The 20,519-nt window shown below is 48.7% G+C and carries 19 protein-coding genes and 1 other annotated feature; of the genes, 6 read left to right on the plus strand and 13 right to left on the minus strand.

Annotation, left to right across the window (positions count from 1 at the left end; all coding sequences use genetic code 11):
* Positions 1-38: 38 nt before the first annotated feature.
* The 8 genes from DT065_RS05200 to DT065_RS05240 form a co-directional block, all read right to left on the minus strand.
* On the minus strand, positions 39-2,186 hold the full coding sequence (locus DT065_RS05200; RefSeq protein WP_418314661.1) for a penicillin-binding protein: 2,148 nt from the start codon (positions 2,184-2,186) through the stop codon (positions 39-41).
* Positions 2,187-2,240: 54 nt separating this feature from the next.
* A complete protein-coding gene (gene ftsL, locus DT065_RS05205; RefSeq protein WP_114371493.1) occupies positions 2,241-2,600 on the minus strand; it encodes a cell division protein FtsL in 360 nt (119 codons plus the stop codon).
* The gene (rsmH, locus tag DT065_RS05210) at positions 2,601-3,551 is read right to left on the minus strand and encodes a 16S rRNA (cytosine(1402)-N(4))-methyltransferase RsmH (RefSeq protein WP_114371495.1); all 951 of its coding nucleotides are present in this window, start codon (positions 3,549-3,551) and stop codon (positions 2,601-2,603) included. It lies immediately after the preceding gene.
* A gap of 14 nt (positions 3,552-3,565) precedes the next feature.
* Positions 3,566-3,997 (minus strand): division/cell wall cluster transcriptional repressor MraZ, encoded by a 432-nt coding sequence (gene mraZ / locus DT065_RS05215; protein ID WP_114371496.1) that lies wholly within the window; start codon positions 3,995-3,997, stop codon positions 3,566-3,568.
* A 616-nt stretch (positions 3,998-4,613) separates the two neighbouring features.
* Positions 4,614-6,407, minus strand: a complete 1,794-nt coding sequence (gene bshC, locus DT065_RS05220; protein ID WP_227002793.1) for a bacillithiol biosynthesis cysteine-adding enzyme BshC — start codon at positions 6,405-6,407, stop codon at positions 4,614-4,616.
* 295 nt (positions 6,408-6,702) lie between these two features.
* Positions 6,703-7,251, minus strand: coding sequence for an RsfA family transcriptional regulator (locus DT065_RS19570; protein ID WP_114371499.1), 549 nt, complete (start codon positions 7,249-7,251; stop codon positions 6,703-6,705).
* A gap of 794 nt (positions 7,252-8,045) precedes the next feature.
* Positions 8,046-8,225: a 50S ribosomal protein L32 gene (gene rpmF / locus DT065_RS05235; protein WP_114371502.1), complete on the minus strand. Its 180-nt coding sequence runs from the start codon at positions 8,223-8,225 to the stop codon at positions 8,046-8,048.
* 22 nt (positions 8,226-8,247) lie between these two features.
* Positions 8,248-8,775: a YceD family protein gene (locus tag DT065_RS05240; RefSeq protein WP_160112417.1), complete on the minus strand. Its 528-nt coding sequence runs from the start codon at positions 8,773-8,775 to the stop codon at positions 8,248-8,250.
* 221 nt (positions 8,776-8,996) lie between these two features.
* Between DT065_RS05240 and DT065_RS05245 the strand changes: the two genes are divergently transcribed.
* Positions 8,997-10,235 (plus strand): nucleotidyltransferase, encoded by a 1,239-nt coding sequence (locus DT065_RS05245; RefSeq protein WP_160112418.1) that lies wholly within the window; start codon positions 8,997-8,999, stop codon positions 10,233-10,235.
* 321 nt (positions 10,236-10,556) lie between these two features.
* On the opposite strand, the gene DT065_RS05250 is transcribed toward DT065_RS05245, so the two are convergent.
* Both DT065_RS05250 and DT065_RS05255 read right to left on the minus strand, forming a co-directional pair.
* Positions 10,557-11,597: a YlbL family protein gene (locus tag DT065_RS05250; RefSeq protein ID WP_227002735.1), complete on the minus strand. Its 1,041-nt coding sequence runs from the start codon at positions 11,595-11,597 to the stop codon at positions 10,557-10,559.
* Entirely contained in the window at positions 11,594-12,388 is a 795-nt protein-coding gene (locus DT065_RS05255; RefSeq protein WP_114371507.1) for a patatin-like phospholipase family protein, read from the minus strand. The genes DT065_RS05250 and DT065_RS05255 overlap by 4 nt, the downstream gene beginning before the upstream one ends.
* Positions 12,389-12,567: 179 nt before the next feature.
* Here DT065_RS05255 and spoVV point away from each other — a divergent pair, with 179 nt between their 5' ends.
* On the plus strand, positions 12,568-13,767 hold the full coding sequence (gene spoVV, locus DT065_RS05260; protein ID WP_114371508.1) for a dipicolinic acid transporter SpoVV: 1,200 nt from the start codon (positions 12,568-12,570) through the stop codon (positions 13,765-13,767).
* On the opposite strand, the gene coaD is transcribed toward spoVV, so the two are convergent.
* The 3 genes from coaD to DT065_RS05275 all read right to left on the minus strand — a co-directional run bounded on the left by coaD (position 13,764) and on the right by DT065_RS05275 (position 15,588).
* Positions 13,764-14,246 (minus strand): pantetheine-phosphate adenylyltransferase, encoded by a 483-nt coding sequence (coaD, locus tag DT065_RS05265; protein ID WP_114371510.1) that lies wholly within the window; start codon positions 14,244-14,246, stop codon positions 13,764-13,766. The two genes, spoVV and coaD, sit on opposite strands and share 4 nt — an antisense overlap.
* Positions 14,234-14,815 (minus strand): 16S rRNA (guanine(966)-N(2))-methyltransferase RsmD, encoded by a 582-nt coding sequence (gene rsmD / locus DT065_RS05270; RefSeq protein WP_114371511.1) that lies wholly within the window; start codon positions 14,813-14,815, stop codon positions 14,234-14,236. The genes coaD and rsmD overlap by 13 nt, the downstream gene beginning before the upstream one ends.
* A 491-nt stretch (positions 14,816-15,306) precedes the next feature.
* Positions 15,307-15,588 carry a YlbG family protein gene (locus DT065_RS05275; RefSeq protein WP_114371513.1) on the minus strand — a complete coding sequence of 94 codons (282 nt, stop codon included), beginning with the start codon at positions 15,586-15,588 and terminating at the stop codon, positions 15,307-15,309.
* Positions 15,589-15,943: 355 nt separating this feature from the next.
* Positions 15,944-16,155, plus strand: a binding site (T-box leader).
* A 134-nt stretch (positions 16,156-16,289) separates the two neighbouring features.
* On the opposite strand from DT065_RS05275, the gene proB reads away from it, so the two are divergent.
* The 4 genes from proB (at position 16,290) to DT065_RS05295 (ending at position 20,513) form a co-directional block, all read left to right on the plus strand.
* A complete protein-coding gene (gene proB / locus DT065_RS05280; protein ID WP_114371514.1) occupies positions 16,290-17,384 on the plus strand; it encodes a glutamate 5-kinase in 1,095 nt (364 codons plus the stop codon).
* A complete protein-coding gene (locus tag DT065_RS05285) occupies positions 17,377-18,636 on the plus strand; it encodes a glutamate-5-semialdehyde dehydrogenase (RefSeq protein ID WP_114371515.1) in 1,260 nt (419 codons plus the stop codon). Before proB ends, DT065_RS05285 begins: the two co-directional genes overlap by 8 nt.
* Positions 18,633-19,466 (plus strand): pyrroline-5-carboxylate reductase, encoded by an 834-nt coding sequence (proC, locus tag DT065_RS05290; RefSeq protein ID WP_114371517.1) that lies wholly within the window; start codon positions 18,633-18,635, stop codon positions 19,464-19,466. Before DT065_RS05285 ends, proC begins: the two co-directional genes overlap by 4 nt.
* A 243-nt stretch (positions 19,467-19,709) precedes the next feature.
* Entirely contained in the window at positions 19,710-20,513 is an 804-nt protein-coding gene (locus DT065_RS05295) for an ion transporter (RefSeq protein WP_114371518.1), read from the plus strand.
* Positions 20,514-20,519: the final 6 nt, after the last annotated feature.

Consider the following 20,519-nt stretch of genomic DNA (forward strand, 5'->3'; position numbering starts at 1 on the left):
GTACGCCTGCTTTATGAACGTGGGGCATTCGTTCGCTGTCAGTCTCCGTCTGTTTTTTCTTCCTCAGGATGAGCAAATTCCACGGTGAGGGAGTCATGGCTGCCGGCTTCGCTCCCGGGTTCCAGGCTTTGTTCCCTCACATACCCGGTGCCGGAATGCTCGATGTTCATGCCGGTCGCTGTGCTGAATTTCACGACATCTCTTACCGACCATCCTGTCATGTCCGGCATTTCCCAGCTGTCATCGCTGACGAGAAAGATTTTTTCCCCGGAAATGACATGCTCTCCGGCAAATGGATATTGGCTTTCAATTCGATTGCCCTCTCCCAAAATAAAGGGCGCCAGATGTTGTTCACTCACGGTTTCAGCGGCTCGATTTGCACGATCCCCCGTAACGTCTTCCAATTCAATGCCTTCAGCTTCCACCGATTCCTCTTCTTCTTGGCTGGGCGATTCATCAGGCTGCAAATGAAAATATTGCATACTTTGATGCATCACGGTGTTAAATATGGTTGATACCGGTTGGCTCCCATACTCATCTTCCGATAAATTCGGTCGGTCCACCGCCACGTATGTGACAATTTCAGGGTCATCGGCCGGGGCCATCCCCAAAAATGAATAGATGTTTTGCCCATGGCCGGATAGATAACCGTTTTCCGATGGGATTTGCGCCGTTCCCGTTTTTCCGGCGATGGTCATATCATCAACTTGAAAAGCACCACCGGTTCCATTCTCCCCATAGACCGCTTCCACGAGTTGTTCCCTGACTCCTTTGGCCGTTTCTTCGGAAATCGGCTCTCCGGCAATCTCAGGTTCACTTTCATAGACCATTTCATTGACGTTCGGGTTTTCAATACGGTCCACTATATAAGGTTGCATCATCTTACCGTCATTTGCAATCGCCGTCACCGCCTGGATTTGTTGAATCGGCGTCACCGCAGAAGATTGGCCAAAGGCAGTATACATGGCATCAAGGTCACTCTCACTCATCATGCCTGCTGCTTCGTTGGGCAGTTCAATGCCCGTCTCTTTTCCAAACCCAAAACGGTCAAGGTATTCGTAATAAGTATCGGCACCCATGATTTCATTGACAAGCTTTGAGAAACCAACGTTGGAAGATCGCTCCATTGCTTCATCAAATGTGATGGTCCCCCAACCTTCCCCATCATTATGATCATTAATGATATGCTCATAACCGGGGTCGTAAGTACCGGATTCGAACTCCTCATCGCCATCATACGCTCCGCTATCAACGGCCGCGGCCATGGTAAATATTTTCAGCGTCGATCCAGGCTCATAATGATCGGAAACGGCAAAATTCGTATGGTTGGTAATAGCTTCATAGTTATTTGGGTTAAAGGAAGGACGGTTGCCCATCGCAAGAATTTCGCCTGTCTTGGCGTTTGCAACAATCGCGGTCATTCGCTCCGGTTCGTACTCCTCGTCGACCGAAGTCATCGCCTGCTCCAACGCCAGTTGAATATTGGAATCCAATGTCAGTTGAACATTGTTTCCATTGTAGGCATCGCTTATTTCTTCCTCGCTACCGGGAAGTGGAACCCCATTTCGGGCGACCTGGTAAGTCATGGAACCTCCTTCGCCCTCAAGTTCTTGATCCAAGGCGGCTTCAAGTCCCATAACCGCATCATCCGTTCCCCGATCGATGTAACCAAGCACGTGGGAGGCAAATGCTTGATTCGGGTAATAGCGTTTTGGTTCAAGGCGAAAATGAATGCCTTCTAACCCTAAGTCCTCAATTTCTTCTTTCTCTTCATAACTAAGTTGGCGTGCGTCTGTGCCCAATTCAACTTGGAATTGATCCCTCGTCAGAAGTTCGACCAAGCGATTTTCCTCCATATCAATGTAAGGGGCAAGGGTTTGCGCCGTCTCTTCCGGGTCGTCAACCGCGCCTTCATACCCATCTTGAAGAATCGCGAAAGCAGTATAGCTGGTTACTTCTTCCGCGATTGCCTCTCCGTTACTCGCGTAAATACTACCGCGTTCCCCTTGCAAGGGCTCATGGCTCGTCCAGCGTTCATTTGCAAGTGTTTCTAAATCCACATCGTCGATTTCCTTGGAAACTTGCACAAACAAAAACCTTCCGCCCAATACAGCGATGATGATGGCTGCCAGCCCAAAAAGAAGGAACGCTCTGGAAATGATTGTTGTTCGCTTCAACAGTCCCACCACCCGCGTATATGAATTTTCCTTGGAAAAACTGACCTTGCTGTTTAAAGGTTTTTAATGGTCAAGGACGGTGACATTATCATCATTTAGCTCCATGCCATTGTCTTGGGCGATTTCCAAAATACGTTCGGGATCACTAAGTTCGGAAACTTGATGTTCCAGCCCTTCATTATACTGTTGCTGTTGGTTAATTTCACTTTGCAGTTGGGAGATTTCCTGTTCTAGTCCATACATGCTTGCATAATTGGAGACCATGAGCACTGCAGTAACGACAATAGCAATTCCAATCATTGCCATTAAGTATTTTTCCCCACGTGTGAACCTCTTTTCGACTCGATTCCGAACGGTTTGTAATTGCCTTTGTTCTTCTTTTTGTTCTTCTCTTACATATTGTTTTTGCGTTGCCTGGCTCATTTACGCCCTCCTTTCCCTTATTTTTTCAACAATGCGCAACCGGGCCGATCTTGCCCGACGATTCTTTTCAACCTCTTCATGGGAAGGGACGAGTGGCTTCTTGTTGATCCATTTCATCGTCGGTTTCATATGTTCGGGAATGACCGGGAGCCCGGGTGGTAGTTCAGGTGTGCTGCAATACATATTTAGCGTTCGTTTTGCAATCGCGTCTTCCAATGAATGGAAAGTAATGACTGCCAGCCGTCCTTCTACTTCCAGTTTGGCGACAAATGTGGAAAGCGCATCTTCAAATGCCTGCAGTTCATCATTAACGGCGATTCGAAGCGCCTGAAACGTTCGTTTGGCCGGATGGCCGCCACTTCTTCGCGCTGCCGCAGGTATGGCGTGCTTGACAAGCGCTGCTAATTGTTCTGTTGAGGTGATTTTGGTTTTTTCCCGTTCCGTTTCGATGGCACGAGCGATCGGTTTTGCAAATTTTTCTTCTCCGTTTCGGGAGATGATGTGCACGAGGGACTCGAACGGCCACGTATGGACAATTTCCTCGGCGGTGAGGGTCTGTTGCCTGTCCATGCGCATATCGAGCGGTTCATCGCCGCGGTAACTAAAGCCGCGTGTTTTATCATCCAGCTGTGGGGAAGAGACACCAAGGTCAAACAAGACGCCATTCACACTTTCTACCCCATATGTATCCAGTTTAGCCGGTGCACGACGAAAGTTCTCCCGGGTAAATGTCACTGTTGACTCTTCCGCAAAGCGTTTACGACCGGCTTCAATTGCATCTTGGTCTGAATCAAAGGCGTAGAGATGACCATGTTCATTTAGCCGTTTAATGATTTCCGCTGAATGGCCGCCCCGTCCATATGTACAGTCCACGTAAGTGCCGCTTCCGATAATGTTAAGACCGTCTATTGCCTCCTGCAACAACACGGTTTCATGGCTGTACGGGCTGATACAAATCCCCCCTTTTACAAGTCCAGGTCTTCCAATGATTCTGCAATATCGCTAAAGGAGCTTTGAGATTCTGCAAAATAGTCTTCCCAAATGGACTCGTTCCAAATCTCCACACGTCGGGATACGCCAATCACGACGCAATCCTTTTCCAATTGTGCATGTTGGCACAGCGTAGATGGAATATTCACCCTGCCTTGTTTATCAAAACTGACTTCCGCGGCTCCGGAAAAGAAAAAACGAGTGAATGCACGCGCATCTTTTTTCGTAAAGGGCAGCGATTTTAGCTTCTGTTCCAATTGCTCCCATTCTGTTCTTGGGTATACAAAGACACACTGATCCATTCCTCTGGTGATCACGAATTGGTCTCCCAACCCCTCGCGAAACTTTGAAGGAATAATTAGCCTGCCTTTTTGATCGATGGCGTGTTTGTATTCTCCCATGAACATGGCTCGCCGTTCCCTTCCACTTGATAACCCTAATTTACCACAATCCCCCACTTTACACCACGTTATTTTTTGGATTTTTTTGCGTTTGCAAAGGGCTAACTCGTGGAACGTGCGAAAAATGGCGTTTTTTGCGGTCCATTTTTTTTATTTATATCCTCCTTTCGCTTGCGAATAAAAAACGGATGGCCATGCAATTTTTCAGACTCCCTCTTTCCACAATTGATTTTTTAATGGTACATGTTAGGGGATCTAGGTTTATTCCCGCATAAGAAGAGACTGCATGCTAAACAGAAGATACTAGAGGGGAAAATAGTAGAGACGCGGGCCCTTCCGCGAGAAATGCCCCTGTCGATGACTGGCACACACGTGTGGATACTTGCGTGGGGATACGTGTCTAGGGACGCCGACAACTGCCAAACGAAGCGGTGAGAAAAACGGCCATCGACAGAAAAAATCCCCACATACGTGGGGATTGGCGGGTGTCTTAGATGTGGGAGTTGAGAGGTGGGAAGTGGGAGCCCACTTCGCTGCGCTACCTTTCAACATTTGGGGTGGAAGCATTCAACACCGTGGGTGGGGCGAAGTGGGAGATGAATAGAAGCATTTCGCTCCACTTTTATAAATAGATAAACTGGTGGCAAAACGTTTCTGATTTGACTTGATCAAACAGGGCCAACAAACGATCTTCCCCATATTCGTTCAAAAACTGAACGATATTCAACACGCGTTCTTGCGGTTGTTTATTCGGATACAAGCGTTGTTCCAACTGTTGTACATTATCCACTTTCGGCTTGATATCCTCCAATTGCTTTTGTTCGATGCGCTGTTGCAAATCTTGGAACACTTCCTGCATTCGCTGATAATTCTTCTCCACATATCTTTCTTCGCTTGGTGCCAGCTCATATAACGCGTTAGCGAGCATTTGCTGGCCTTCGCCGGCAAGCGCGAGGCTCTTTTGGAAAAGGTTTTCCGTATCCAACTTCCGGTTTTTTTCTTCCAAAGCATTGGCATAGGTGGACGCGCCTTCATTTGCCACCTCGTTTACCGATAAGCCCTCCGCGTCCAGCGTTTTTTCGCTTTTGCGATCGACATACGTATGCTGCGCGCGGGGGGCCACAGGCGGAACTCGTCGGCCGTAATGATGGAAAAGGGGGCCGACCATGGACCAATAAGCCGCTTCCCCGGGACCGGCAACGAACGTTAATACCGGCAATAGCATTTCTTGGACGAGCGGGCGGGTATAGACATTTGCACTAAACTTTTCCGGATGGTTTTTTGCTTCCCTCAACCAGTCCGCTCGTGACATTTTGTAGAGACCGTTATGGAGGGACAGTTCCCCATCCGGGTGGGCAACCAATTTTTCCCTCTTGCCCTCCGCGCTATAAAATAAATGGGTGTGATCTTCCGTCGCTTCGAGGAACGCCCTCGTATCATTTACTCGTTCCACACTCTCTTGCGCACTGGTAAATGCTCTTCTCACCTGATCATTATCCTCGATCAACTGTGTCCAAGTGTCGGTCATCAGTTGACGAAAGAGCGGCTGTTGCGGATCAATGAGCACAAGGCCTTGCCTGCGGAAGAGCCAAAGCATGACTTCCGCAAAAAAATCGGAGACGTTGGCAGATTGTTTTGCGAAAGACGCCAGTTGATCATGCAACCTTCGCGAATAAGGCGTTTCCCGGTAATTGCGAAATACGCTCTGTAACCACCATTGCATGGCAGGAAGGTCAATGGGTTGTTCGGACACAGGAGCGCCGGTATTCGTGCGCCCTTCGTATTTTATTTTTGATACCCCGCCATCATGGTTGTGAACGAAAATGTGATTGACTTCCTCCCAATCATGGTCTTCACCGGCAATCCAAAAAATCGGGAGAACGGGGATCCCCAACTTCTTTTCTTCTTCTTCCGCTTTTAATAGAACGCTCAGCGCTTTTGAAATCGTATAAATCGGTCCTGTCAGCAAACCGGCCTGTTGCCCGCCGACAACCACAACGCTTCGTTCATCTTGCAGTTTATCGATTTGTTCGAGTGCCTTTGCTCGATGATCATATTTTTGGTGATATTGATACAGCGCTTTTCGCAAATGGTCACGTTTAAAGTCGTAGTTCTGCAACTCCCGCCAGCGCCTATCCTCCTCTCCAAAAGGAGGATAATCGTAAAACGCCCGAACGGTTGGGTCCCCTTGCACATAACAATGGGCCCACCCCTGAAGTTGCACGGGGAATGATTCTACCGTCATGTTTACCGACCTTTCTTCTATTTCATGAGAATGTATATAAACAGCATATGTATACAGTAAAACGTCCATCAATAGGGAGTACGCCTGTGATGATTTTAAGGCAGCGGGATGTTCGTCGCCGTCCTCCCCCGTTTCCGAGGTTGAAATGGGAGCTTTGCTTGCGTTTACCACCGGAATCAATCAACGCTCATGCTTTGAAGGAACAAAATGGCATAGGAAAACGAACGGAGGAAGGCAGAGGACCTCGCTCCCGACCGTTCAACCTTCAAGGTAGATGATTTCAGTGTAGCACAAGAATCATCCGTTTGCTTGTGATCTGCTTGATAAAATGAAAATCCCGTTCCACTGCAAGTGTTACGGGAATTTTGCATGCAACATGCTTTTCAAGTGATGCCCCCGCTTACGAAGTGGGGGTCCGGGCATCGGGCAACAACAGAACCATGTTTTTCTTTTTTTGAACGAGGTCCTACGTCTCTTTTTCCCCTTGCCATTCCCTCGCCCGATCCAGCATGGATAAAAACGATTTGTAATCGTGTCGCAATCGCGCCAGTTCTTGTTTCAAGTTTTCCTTTTCGGCTGCTAACTTCCGGGTTTTTTCCTGCTCCTTTGCAAGGGAGTCTTTCAAAGTACCACTGTCTCGTTCTTCCTTTTCCAATTTTCGTAAATACGCGATGACATCTTCCAAACGCAAGCTTTGTTCCGTCTCGACGCGCCCTTGTTTATTTTCCGAATCGTCTGGCACCGACGCGGGCACAGCGGCCGGAACCGCTTCTTTCTTTTCCGTATTCGTTTGTTTTTTCTTTTGCTGCTTTGCGATTTTTACTGCCTCATCATACTTCTTCCGGATGGTAGCGTTCCAGCGGAAACCACATGCCGCTGATGTCCGTTCCAACTTCTTGCCTACTTCTTCGAACGCTTGTAACTGGGTCCCCCCCTCGCGTATGTTTTTGAGTACTACCTCTGCTAACATTAAGTCTTCCTCTTCACTCCACGCATCCTGCCTCAGTGCAGTCATTCCCTTTCCCTCCAATACTTTTATTCGTGAACCTGCGCTTACCACCGAGATAAGTGGCTAACGTTTCATAGAATTTATTACGGTTTATCACTCATTATGTACGTTTATGCGTGACTCTATCCTTCTATGATTGGAATTTCAGGTGTTGCTTCAAAAAATAGAGCGTGCTTTCTTGCTAGACCTAACATTTTGGTCTAGCAGTTAGAAATGGAAAATAGGACAGGTGAACGGTCGTGGATATTCGTAGGAAAAGAAAAGCATAGGCAGTACATCGAGGAAAAAAGACAGATATAAATGGCAGAAGGGTATTGATTAAGCGAGCGCACATTGGTTGCTTCCCCCGTCCATTTCGGAGCGCTCGGAAGTCGAAGGTTGCACGGGATGTTCGTTACGGTTCCTTCTTTGCGATCCGAAGCCTCCGTAATGCTTTTTGTTCCTGTTTTTCTTGAGTCGAAACGTCGTGAGAATACCCGGCAATATTGAAAGGAAGAAGCATTGTACTAATAGCGTGTTTCAGAAGTTCTTTCCCTTGGTTGATCGCAGAGTGACATGCCACCTTTATGAGGTTCGATAACGCGAATGCCGGCCCCCTCAGAGTGAGAAACCACCCCATGACGGTTCCTGAACAAAAGGGGACACCATGACTTTTTTGGCCTATTGCCCTGCATCGTACCCCCCCTGACCCATCCCTCAAAAACAAAAAAATCTTGCCTTCACAGACAAGATCAATCCTCGATGGAGCTCTATACAACATGAAAAACCCCCGTTTTTATCCAACAAGGGTTTCCTTCACTTTAATCTTTTGCTTCGGTCACTTCTTCTCCTTTGTACGTTCCGCATGATTTACATACGCGGTGGGAACGTTTCAGCTCCCCACATTCTGGGCATTTCACCATGCCCGGAACATTCAGTTTAAAGTGCGTTCTCCGTTGTCTCTTTACGGTTTTCGACGTACGTCTCTTTGGTACGGCCATTTCTGCCACCTCCTTCTAACGATTAATCCTCATCTCTAAAGAATTTAGCCAAATCTGCCAAGCGAGGATCAACGTTGTCTTTTGCGTCCGAGTCTTCTTTTTCTTCAACGTCTACAACGTTCCAACCAGTACCGGCTTGTGGGGCCGGGCCTTCTTTTTTTTCTGTGTTTATCACTCGCATGGGAATGGCCAACAAAATATGTTCCTTAATATATGGAAGCACGTCCACATACCCATTTTCGGGAGCATGCACGGTTTCATCGTCTCCCGGGGGTTCCAGACCATCCATCCGGAAGCTTTCAACCATTGTTATATCAAAAGGAACATCGGTTTCGGCCAGTGTGTTGGAATCCGGCAAGGTCATCGTCCCCTGAACCGCCATATGAAAATGCGCATGTTCGTTTTCGACCTCAACATTTCCGGTCACATGAGCTTTTGAGATGGCTATTAATTCTTTATCCCGTTCTGTAAGTTCACTTACGTCAACGTGACGATCAATTTCAATGCCGGTTGCACTGTTAGCCAATAGTTGTTGAATCGTCCAGCGCAATTGCTTCACCTCAAGACAACAAGAATAATTATATCGGTCGTATTCATGATTTGTCAACATAATTTCTTTACATTATACTGTCCATAATGAACAGCAACAAATACTAGCCGTTAGTTTAACATATCGAATCCTTAATCGCGAAACAACCATTTCACCGAAAACACTGAAAGGAGAGAAGCAGACGGTTGCGTTCTTTCCTGCCCGCAACGACGTTCTGTTCGATGCCTATGAAATCCATTGGTCTTATTGTTGAATACAACCCTCTACATAACGGGCATGCCTATCATCTAAACGCTTCTAAAGAAGCTTCCGGAGCCGATGTCGTCATCTGTGTCATGAGCGGCTACTTTTTACAGCGCGGCGAACCCGCGATCTTCTCGCGCCGTACGCGAACCGAAATGGCACTTGCGGCGGGGGCTGACCTCGTCGTTGAGCTCCCCTATGCCTTTTCCACTCAGCACGCCCATTGGTTCGCCAGAGGCGCCGTCTCCATTCTCGACGATTTATTTACCGATGCATTCTATTTCGGCAGTGAAGCAGGGTCTATTCAAGATTTCCTTGAACTTGACACCTTTATGCAGCATCACTACGCATCACTGCAAAAAAATGTACGTGCTCATTTGGCAAGTGGTGTTTCTTTTCCGACCGCGCAAGCAAAAGCCTTTCACGACGCGGGCCCGCCCGGGCACCTTCCCGATTTATCGAAACCTAACAATATTCTCGGGTATCATTACGTCAAAGCCGCGCGTCAGCTGGGGGCAACGATCAACGCCAATACGATTCCCCGCATCAGCGCCCACTACCATGACAAGGGTTTGCCTGAGGATCAGTCGATCGCGAGCGCGACCGCGATTCGCAAAATCCTTGCCGCGCATGCAGACGTAACAAAGATTCGCCCCTATGTCCCGCCATCAATCTATAAAAAGATGGAACATTTATATGAAGTGGGACAACCCATGCACACGTGGGACGCTTATTACCCTTATCTGCAGTTCGTCCTCAGTACACGTTCCCCTGATGCCCTCGCTACCATCTATGAAGCGGAGGAAGGACTGGAGAATCGCTTTATAAAGACAGCCTTAAAACAACCAACCTTTATGGATTTCATGGAGGAGGCAAAAACGAAACGCTACACTTGGACACGCCTTCAACGTTTTGCTGTGCACCTGCTCACCGGTACGACTAAAACCGATATCGCCAACGCTTACGGAGATGAGGCGCGGCCCCGTTCCGTTCGCATCCTCGGCTTCAATGAAACCGGACGAAAGTATTTAAACGCTGTTAAACACCGCACACCATTATCGTTATATCATCGGCCTCCGAAAAAGAAAGATGCCCAACAAATGTTGGACGAACGAGCGGCACGAGCGTATTATGCAATGTTAAGCGGAACACAGAAAGTGGAGAAATGGAGAGATGAATACGCCCAACCCCCGGTGTATCGGGAGAAGAGAGAATAGTTGCGTGTTTTGGACTTTCCGAAATACCTACTCACGGACTTCGAAAAAAATCGAAGGGCTCATTCGTTCGAAATCGGTGAGAACGCTGATGATACGGTCTATAAATGGTGTGATCGCCGAGAGCAGAACGTTAGACGGCTTGATGCGATCTAATATCCGGGCCTCCGCTGAAATTAGAACGCTAGACAGGTCCATACAATCTAAAAACGGCTTATCCGTTAAAAACAGAGCGCAAGAAGAAGTTTATCGGTAATTTTTGGAAGGGCTGTGCAGGCTCCGAGCCCTGGACGGGTCGGAGACTCACCTCGGAAAGCTTCGTCCCTAGCCTTCGTTTTCCAAATATTCAACGGCGTCTTGAAGTTCCCATACAGGGACGACCGTCATCGATGTATCAATGTCTTCGGCGGCATCCATGGCCATTTCATAATCGGAGGTGTCGCTTAAGCCAGTGTCTTGTGGTGCAAAAAAGACATCAATGTCTGCATTATCCGCTGCCACCACTTTTTGGCCCACGCCGCCGATGCGCCCGACATTTCCATCTTCATCAATCGAGCCGGTGCCGGCAATGTCCAATCCATACGTTAAATCCTCTTCGGTTAGCTGATTATATATTTCGAGGGCAAACATTAATCCGGCCGAAGGCCCGCCGATATCACCGGTTTCCACGTTTACTTTGGGGTTAAACTCACGTTGATTGACGGGAAACTCAACCCCGAGTCCAACCGTCGGTTCATCTGTATGCGTCACCTCTTCCGGAAACTCAACCATTTCCACATCCAACTCCAAAGCATTGCCTTCCCGATTGACGCTCAACTGGGCATAATCTCCCGCTTTTTTTCCCGCCAGCGACTCATTTAATTCGGTGATATTCCCGATGTTTTCATCGTCAACGGCGGTGATGACATCCCCGGATTCCAACACCTCTTCGGCGCCCATGCCGTCCACAAACTGGGTGACGAGCACCCCATTTTCATGCACCACGGCACCGGCTGCTTCATAAGCCGACACTGTAGCCGCATGCTGGGACTGGTGCATCGCTTGCAGTTGCCGGTTGTGATAGTCTTCATCCGTTTCCCCTTCCATACGAACCGCCTCTTCAGGCGTTAGCACTCGGTAAGAACTTAAAAACGACCAGGCATAAAGGATAAGGTTGGCTTGGCTTTGCCGAATCGTTGTTAAGTAAAATTCCCCTTCTTCCCCACCCCCATCTTCCACCGTAATGAATTCATTCAAACCGACGGCATCTCCGGGTTGAGAATAATAATAAGGCATCGGAATTTGATAGACCAACAGCAATACGATCACGAGCCCTACAATCGACCATGTTTTCGAAAATCTTCGTTCTTTTCTTTCCTCAGTCACGATCTTTTCCCCTTCCAAGCCTCAATCTTTTCCCGAATTTGCGGCAATTGGCGCAATGCTTCTTCCCGTCCTTGTTGAATGAGCGATTCCGTATCATCGAATACAATCGCATTATTTGCCTGCACGATTGGTTCCATAAGAATATCTGCTTCAATTTTTTTGGCTTTGACGAGTTCCCGCGCCATAATTTCCATGCTTTGAATAATGACATCATAAATGGACGACGTCGATGGCGTTTCGGGAAAATAAGAGACATCGACCGCGACCACGAGATCCGCGCCCATCTCTGTCACGACATTTGCCGGAACACGATCGATGACTCCTCCGTCCACGAGTAAATGATCCCCGTAACGGGCCGGGACAAAAATACCCGGAATGGAAATACTCGCCCGCAAGGCTTTTGCCATGGAACCGTCCGTAAAAAGAACCCTTTCCCCACTGTTCAAATCGGTCGTAACCACGGTAACGGGCGTATCAAGGTTTTCCAGCATTTCTCCCTTCGTGAGCATATAAAATAACTCTTCCAAACGTTTCCCACTCACGAGCCCCATTCTCGGGACGGTGAAATCAATATAATATTTTCTGCGAAACAGACCGGCCAGTTGTTTTAAATCATCAGCAGACCGTCCGAGGGCCATCAACGTTCCAATGACCGCCCCCATACTGCTTCCGGCGATAAAATCAACAGGAATGCCTTCCTCCTCAAACACTTCCAGCACTCCAATATGCGCGAATCCGCGTGCGCCTCCTGAACCGAGCGCAAGGCCAATGGACGGTTGATCTTTCACCATGGTTTCCTCCTTGAACCGAAAATTCACTCCAATCCAATCTCCCGGATAAAGGGCCCCTCCACGTATGTAGGATCGGGGATATTTGACTATCGGTCCTTACTTAACTGGTCTAAATTGAAATGTTCCCTCGTATTGTAATAATGAAGACCCCTGTCCAATCACCCGGAAGGAGAAAAAAGATGACACGTTCCCACTGGCAGACACTACTGCTGGGCACAAGCGCAGCTATTCTTGCAATTTCCCTAATGGTCTTTCCACAAGCGGCATTTGATGCATCGTTGCGAGGGCTTTCCATCTGGTGGGATGTCGTCTTTCCGTCATTACTGCCTTTTTTTATTATATCAGAACTCTTGATTGCGTTTGGAGTCGTAAGCTTTCTCGGCGCTTTCATGGAACCCTTTATGCGTCCACTATTTAAAGTCCCGGGGACCGGAGGGTTCGTGTGGGCAATGGGGGTCGCCAGCGGCAACCCCGCGGGCGCTAAACTAACCACCCGATTGTGGAAGGAAGCACGCATTACAACGATGGAAAGCGAGCGACTCGTTTCCTTTACAACCGCTTCAAATCCGTTGTTTTTATTCGGAGCCATTGCCGTTGGTTTTTTTCATGATCCTGCCCTCGGCCTTCTGCTCGCGTTTGCCCATTATGCAGCTAATGTTTTCGTCGGCATCATCATGCGATTCCACGGAAGGGAAGATGTTTCTTCCCGATTGAAAAAAAAGCTCACCCTCCCTTCTGTGAAGGCGGCTTTTCAATTGCTTCATGAAGAACGGTTGCGCGACAATCGCCCGATCGGAAAAAAATTAGGGGATTCGGTGCAATCTTCGGTACAAACGCTGCTCATGATCGGCGGTTTTATCATTCTTTTCTCCGTGATCAACGAAATTTTGTCGCTCCTTAACGTGACCGTCGTCCTTGCCATGTTCGCCGGAGTGTTCTTGACTGTCTTCCAATTTTCGTCTGAACTTAGCGTGCCGATTGTGTCCGGGTTGTTTGAAATGACGCTCGGAAGCCAGCTGGCGAGCCTTACCGATGCACCGTTGAAACAAAAGGTGATCGTTACGAGCTTCATGCTTGCCTTTGCCGGTTTTTCCGCCCAGGCACAGGCGGGAAGTTTATTGGCAGAAACCGATATAAGGTTTCATCCTTTCTTCATTGCCCGTTGTTTACAAGGGGTTATTGCTGCTGTGCTCACATACGTATGTTGGGATGTCTTCTATCACCCCGAGGGCATCGCCGTTTTCTCTTTTTGGGACTATACAGCTTCTGGCCAAGGAATATGGGAGATGTTTCTTTTAGGCTCCCCTTATTTCACGCTCGGAATGCTGCTTGTCTCCATCTGTATTTTTCATAGACGAAAAATGAAACTATCCGTTTAAACGTCATACCTCCGTTTTAATGCATCTTCGACATGAGAAGGGACGAGACCGTTGACATTGCCTTTATTTTTAGCCACTTCTTTGACAATGCTTGAACTTAAGTACGAATACTGGTTATTCGTCATCATGAAAAAGGTTTCAATGTCCTTGTCCATCTTTCGGTTAATGGAGGTTGATTGCATTTCATATTCAAAGTCGGTCACCGCCCGTAATCCGCGTACGATCACATTTGCATTTTTCGAGCGCACATAGTTAACCAAAAGCCCATCAAAGGAATCCACTTCCACGTTGGGATAATTCTGGAATGAATCTTGCAATAATTCCACCCGTTCTTCGATATTAAAGAGCGGGGTTTTGTTTCGATTGATCAGTACGGCGACAATCACTTTATCAAAAATTTTTGCGCTGCGTTCAATAATATCGAGGTGTCCGTTTGTTACCGGATCGAAGCTGCCCGGCGCTACTGCTATCGTTGGCATCCTTCTTCGTTCCTTTCCGTGTTGTTGGTAAAAATACTGATTTGCGTGTCTCCGAATGTTTTCGTTCGGGACTTACAAAAATCGCCAATTTCCTGCTCCAAATGCAACGAGGACGAATGTTCCGCAACAATTACCGTCTCGGGAGTGACAAGCTCCAAGTCTTGAATAAGCGTAATGTCCTCTTCAAGTTGTTGCTGTTGGTAAGGCGGGTCCAAGAAAATAAGGGAACACCTTCTCTTGTCACGGTGAAGCCTCTTGGCCATGTGCACAGCCCCTTGCTTATAAATATGAACCTGCTTTTCGAAATGGCATCTGCTTGCATTTTCTCGGATCACTTTGATGGCCGCGCCTGATGTATCGGAAAAATACATCTCATCGATCCCGCGGCTGAGCGCTTCCATCCCCAGCGCCCCGGTCCCTGCGTATAAATCAATGCCCGTCCCGCCTTGAAAATAAGGGCCGATCATTTGAAAAAGCGCTTCTTTTAAACGATCACTTGTTGGGCGTGTTTCCGCCCCCGGGACAGCTTTAAGCCGTGTGCCTTTTCTGCTCCCTGCAATGATACGCATCGCTTCGCCGCCTTTCCTTTTGCGGTTCTATCCTATCATATCCGCAGGGCAAGTGTCAGAAGCAGTGAAGGGCCGAAATAATAGTGGGGACTTCCAATTACTCGTCACGTTTACCACGGGCGATATGGGGGCTTGGAAGCTTCATTTAAATTTTTCTATTTTCTCCGGATCACCGTGTATATTTCCTACCGGAGCGGGTCAGACTATGAATAGCAACATGATCCCATGTTGCAGATAACCGCGGAGAACGCTTACATTTCCCCATAAGCGCTTCCTCCGGTTTCTCCTCTCCCATTGCCTGTAGTGTTTACAACAGGCACCGCGTACCAAATTGGTACGCGGTTTTTTTATTGCACAATCGGAAAGGAGAGTTGGAAAGCCACGTTAACTTTCGCCGCCATTGATGAGATCTTTTCGATACTTTCTACCGGTTATCGCTTCAAGTAAAAGCAAAGCCCGGCGAGAAATCATACGCCAGGCCTTATGATGCCCTATACATGAACATTATCAGCCCTCGTTCGGGAGCCCTTCGAGGCACTTGAAGCTTTGGTGAAGTCCATATCCAATTGTGCCCGTTTCGACCATTCTACTCCGGTCACAAATGACAAGCGTCCGAGTTGTTCACTTAGGTGCTCTGCTTCCTTCTGATTACAATAAAGCATCGCGTATTTCATTTTCTTGGAGACATATTGCACATGCCCATACGTTCGGAGTTGGCGCACATATTTCATGGATCGGAACCAAACGACCAAACCTTGGCGTTGCTCGTACATAGATCCTCTCTCCTTGGATCAAAAAATTCATGCTACCACCGTAGTGTACCACGGGGATATGGAATCGACAATATGCAGAAAAATGACGACAGGGGCGTGCCCATTCCCCGAGGTGAACCGTCGTTCCGAGTGACATGAAACGGGAATGATTTCCGTATCAGGAAGCACCGGGCGCACAGCGTTGTATGAACCATCTGCCCACGCCCCCCTCCCAGATAAAAAATCCATTGCAATCCACCGAGGAACATGATATATTAGCAGCAATTTCATAAATACAAGTGCACGCTGCAGGCGCATAATGGTAGCGGCCACGGAGCACATCCGCGCTGTTCAGGCTTGCAGCACCACTATATACGAAGAAGCGCTGAAAGGAACTAGTAAAGGAGCGTCATGCACCAGAGAGCGAATGACTCGCTGAAACATTCGCGCCACTGACGCCTTGAACCCGTCCCGGAGCTGTCAGGGATAAACCTGACCGTTATGCTTTGCGATAGAAAGCGTAAAGTGGAAATCCCACCCGGGGTTTCAACGAAGGTGGTACCGCGGAACCTCTTTTCCGTCCTTTTTGTGAAGGGCGAAAAGAGGTTCTTTTTCATTTTGCACGATTCGTCATTTGCCATTGTTGGGGTAACAGGATAAGAATGACCTTGATGTCCGCCATTCATGGCGAGAAGTCAATTATTTACAAGAGGGTGTAGACATTGGAACGAAAACGAATGGTCGTGAAAATCGGGAGCAGTTCGCTCGCCAACCGAGAGGGCGGCATTGCCTTTGACTGGCTCGAGCGGTTTTCTCAGGCGATTGCCCATCTCCACAATCAAGGCCATGAACTTATTTTGATCACGTCGGGAGCAGTAGCCGCCGGGTTTCAACGCGTCGGTTACGCCACAAGGCCGGTCACGACGGAAAAAAAACAAGCTGCGGCCGCTGTCGGGCAAGGGTTGCTCATGGAAGCCTATCAACATGCGTTCATGAAAGAAGGCATTACGGTTGGCCAGCTTTTGTTAACCCGGGAAAGCTTTCAAGAAGAACATCAATACAACAACGCCTATGCAACGTTGCAAGAGCTGCTCAAACGCCGCATTTTGCCAATCATTAATGAAAATGACTCCATTGCCGTGGAAGAGCTGACGTTCGGTGACAATGATTGGCTCGCAAGTTTGGTAGCCGGACTTCTGAGGGCCGATGCACTCGCGTTGCTCACGGATATCAACGGGGTATACGACCGGCATCCTCATCATCCGGATGCCCATAAAAAAGAAACCATTGGGAGCATCACAGCGGAAATGCTTACGCAAGCGGACAGCCATCGATCCACGTTAGGGAGCGGAGGCATGCGTGCCAAATTGGAAGCTGCCCGCAACGCGCAAACCTTCGGCATTCAAACGTTCATCGGAAAAGGCGACGATCCGCGAGGGCTACAAGCAATCATGGAAGGAAACGGCGACGGCACTTATGTATACGCGAAGCCTAACCATCTGTGGCCAAAAGAAAAACAGTGGGTCGGTATCTATTCACCTGTGGAAGGGAATCTCGTCATCGACGAAGGCGCCAAAGACGCCCTTCTCTATGACGGGAAAAGTTTGCTTTCCGTTGGCGTCCGCGATGTACAAGGAACTTTTTCAAAAGGATCCGTTGTCGCCGTCTTTGACGAGGCGCATGAACCGGTCGGCAAAGGGCGAGCCACGATAGGTGCTGACGACATGCGCACCCGCCTTTCCGAACAACCGGCTGTCACTTATATCCACCGGGATCATTGGGTAAGTACCTCGAAAGGAAGTGTTTTCAGTGAATGAAGTCAAACAACTGGCCCAAGACGCTAAAGCGGCGAGCCAATCACTGGGATTGTGTCCAACGACAGAAAAAAACGAAGCATTGCAAGCGATGGCACGCGAAGTATTGAACAGGGAAAAAGACATTCTCGCGGCCAATGAGAAAGACGTCGCGTCCGGAAAGCAAAATGGACTGTCCGACTATTTGCTCGATCGTTTACGGCTAAGTCCGAAACGTTTGCAGTCGATGAGCCAAGGGCTTGAAACCCTTGTTGATCTCCCCGATCCGCTAACCGTCGAACCCGAAACATGGACCCGGCATGACGGGCTCGTTATCGAAAACCGGCGCGTGGCCCTCGGTGTTATCGCGATGATTTATGAAGCCAGGCCTAATGTCACGGTCGATGCCGCCGGGCTTTGTTTAAAGGCCGGAAACGCGGTTCTTTTACGAGGGAGTTCATCGGCCGTGCATTCAAACGAGGCCCTTGTCAGCGCCATGAAAGCTGGATTAAAGAGGTGCGGATTGCCGGAAACGTTGGTGCAACTCGTGAACCCCGAAAATCACGATACCGTCCGGGAATTGGGACAGATGCGCGGCCTTGTCGACGTCATCATTCCACGCGGAGGCGCCGGCCTTATTCAGGCGGTGATCGAACAATCGACCGTGCCGGTAATTGAAACGGGCGTCGGCAATTGCCATGTGTACATTGAAGCTACCGCCAACAAAGAGATGGCCATTTCCATCGCTGTGGATGCAAAAACCGATCGGCCTTCGGTTTGCAACGCCGCAGAAACCATTCTCCTCGATGAACCATGGGCGAATACCAACGGAACTGCGCTCATTGAAGCTTTGCTTGCTGAAGGGGTCACCATTAAAGGCGATGAAAACATTCAGCGCCTGCATGGCGACGTGAAACCGGCCGGCGAGGACGATTGGGCAGCCGAGTACCTCGCGCCCATCGTTGCCCTCGGCACCGTACCAGACACAGATGCAGCGATTGCCCATGTTCGCCGGTTTGGGACGACCCACTCCGAAGCGATTGTCACCGAAAATACGGAAAAGGCTCGCGCGTTTCAGAATCAAATCGACGCGTCTAGCGTTTACCACAATGCCTCCACCCGCTATACCGATGGCGCGGAATTTGGTTTCGGAGCGGAAATCGGCATCAGCACACAAAAACTACACGCACGCGGCCCCTTGGGACTGGGCGCGCTGACTACCAATAAATATGTCGTCTCGGGAGACGGCCATGTGAAGGGAGGAACGGTGCAATGACGCTGGCCGATCAAGCGATCACCTTTATCGGTGCCGGAGCAATGACCGAAGCCATCGTTTCCGGACTGGTCGCGAACAATCGCGTAAATAGTGGACAAATCACCGTCATGAATAAAAACAACGGCGAGCGGCTTGAGGAATTGGAAAAAAACTATCCCATTCAAACGACGACGAACAAACAACAAGCCGTTGAACGTAGTCATTTACTGATCCTCGCGATGAAGCCGAAAGACGTCGGTGATGCCCTTGAACGCCTTCAACCGTTTATTCGTGCGGACCACGTCATTTTCTCTGTGTTGGCAGGTACGACGACGGGCTATATCTCTTCCCTTATCGAAGCCGAATGCCCGGTCATACGCGTCATGCCGAACACGTCGGCAAACGTCGGCGCTTCCGCAAGCGCCATAAGCGGTGGCCAATTCGCAGCCGACAAAGATGTTGATCTGGCCGCTTCGCTCTTTTCTTCCATCGGATCGGTCACCATCGTCCCTGAAGAAAAAATGGATAGTGTCACCGGCATCTCCGGGAGCGGTCCCGCTTATTTTTACTACCTCCTTGAAGGGTTGCAAACGGCGGCGGTCGATGCCGGGTTGACGGAAGAGGACGCGAAGGCGTTGTTGATCCAAACGATGCAAGGCGCTGCCAAGCGTTGGTCGCAAACGTCCAGGCCGCTCCAGTCGCTGTACGAAGAAGTGATGAGCCCCGGGGGGACAACCGAGGCTGCCTTCTCGGTCCTCCGGAAACATTCGGTGCAGGAACATGTCACCGGGGGGGCAAAGGCTGCCATTGCTCAATCCGAAAAGCTCGGGAAAGTAAAGAAGCATGTATAATAGGACCCCTCCCGGGGGTCTTTTTTAGAGCGGGCTTCTTCCATAAGTCCGAGTAAAATAAAACCGGACGCACGGCTTTTCTCCAGTTTCGGCTTCATGAGCCATTCATGTGTCCTTCACTTCTTTTTGAGGAAGTTTTACAGAACTTTTGGTCACTTTTATTATGTCCGTGACGAAAAACTTGATATAATGATGGCTGTTGAAACATTCCGAAGCTGATCATGTTGGAGGTCGAAAGCAATCATGGCCGAGGAAAAAAAGCCCGAATGGCGTAAACGTATCGCTTTTCTTACGGAACATCGCTATTTTACTATCATTATCATGGTATTGATTTTTATTAATGCTGTTATCGTCGGGATGGAAACGTACCCCGAACTTCACACTCGTTATATGGAATGGTTCCACTTTGCCGATCGACTGTTGTTATGGCTTTTCACCGTCGAAATTGCCCTTAGAATGATCGCGGCCAAGCCTTTTTACCACTTTTTTCACAGCGGCTGGAACTGGTTCGACTTTTTAATCATCGCGGCCGGGCACTTATTTGCAGGCGCTCATTTCGTCACCGTATTGAGAGTGCTTCGAGTGTTAAGAGTGTTGCGGGCAGTGACGGTTCTCCCTTCACTGCGGCGGCTCGTCGATGCACTTATGCGTACAATCCCTTCATTGTTCAACATTCTATTTCTAATGGGACTTGTTTTATACATATACGCAGTGATCGGAACGATGTTGTACGCACAAGTTTCTCCCGAGTACTTCGGAAATCTGCAACGTACATTATTAACCCTTTTTCAGATTATTACCCTCGAGTCTTGGACGGAAGCTGTGCTGCGCCCGTTAATGGAAGTGGAACCGCTGAGCTGGATTTATTTTATTTCGTTTGTACTTGTCGGTACCTTTATCGTCTTTAACCTGTTCATCGGCGTCATTGTCAATAACGTGGAACGTGCGAATGAGGAAGAGATGCCTCCCCAGGCCAAAAAACAGGACGTGGAAGCATTACAATCGGAAATCAGAGACCTCAAAGAGATGCTAAATAAACGTGAATAAAACAAC

Origin of the sequence: Salicibibacter kimchii (genome assembly GCF_003336365.1) — a bacterium.
In the GTDB taxonomy this organism is placed as follows: domain Bacteria; phylum Bacillota; class Bacilli; order Bacillales; family Marinococcaceae; genus Salicibibacter; species Salicibibacter kimchii.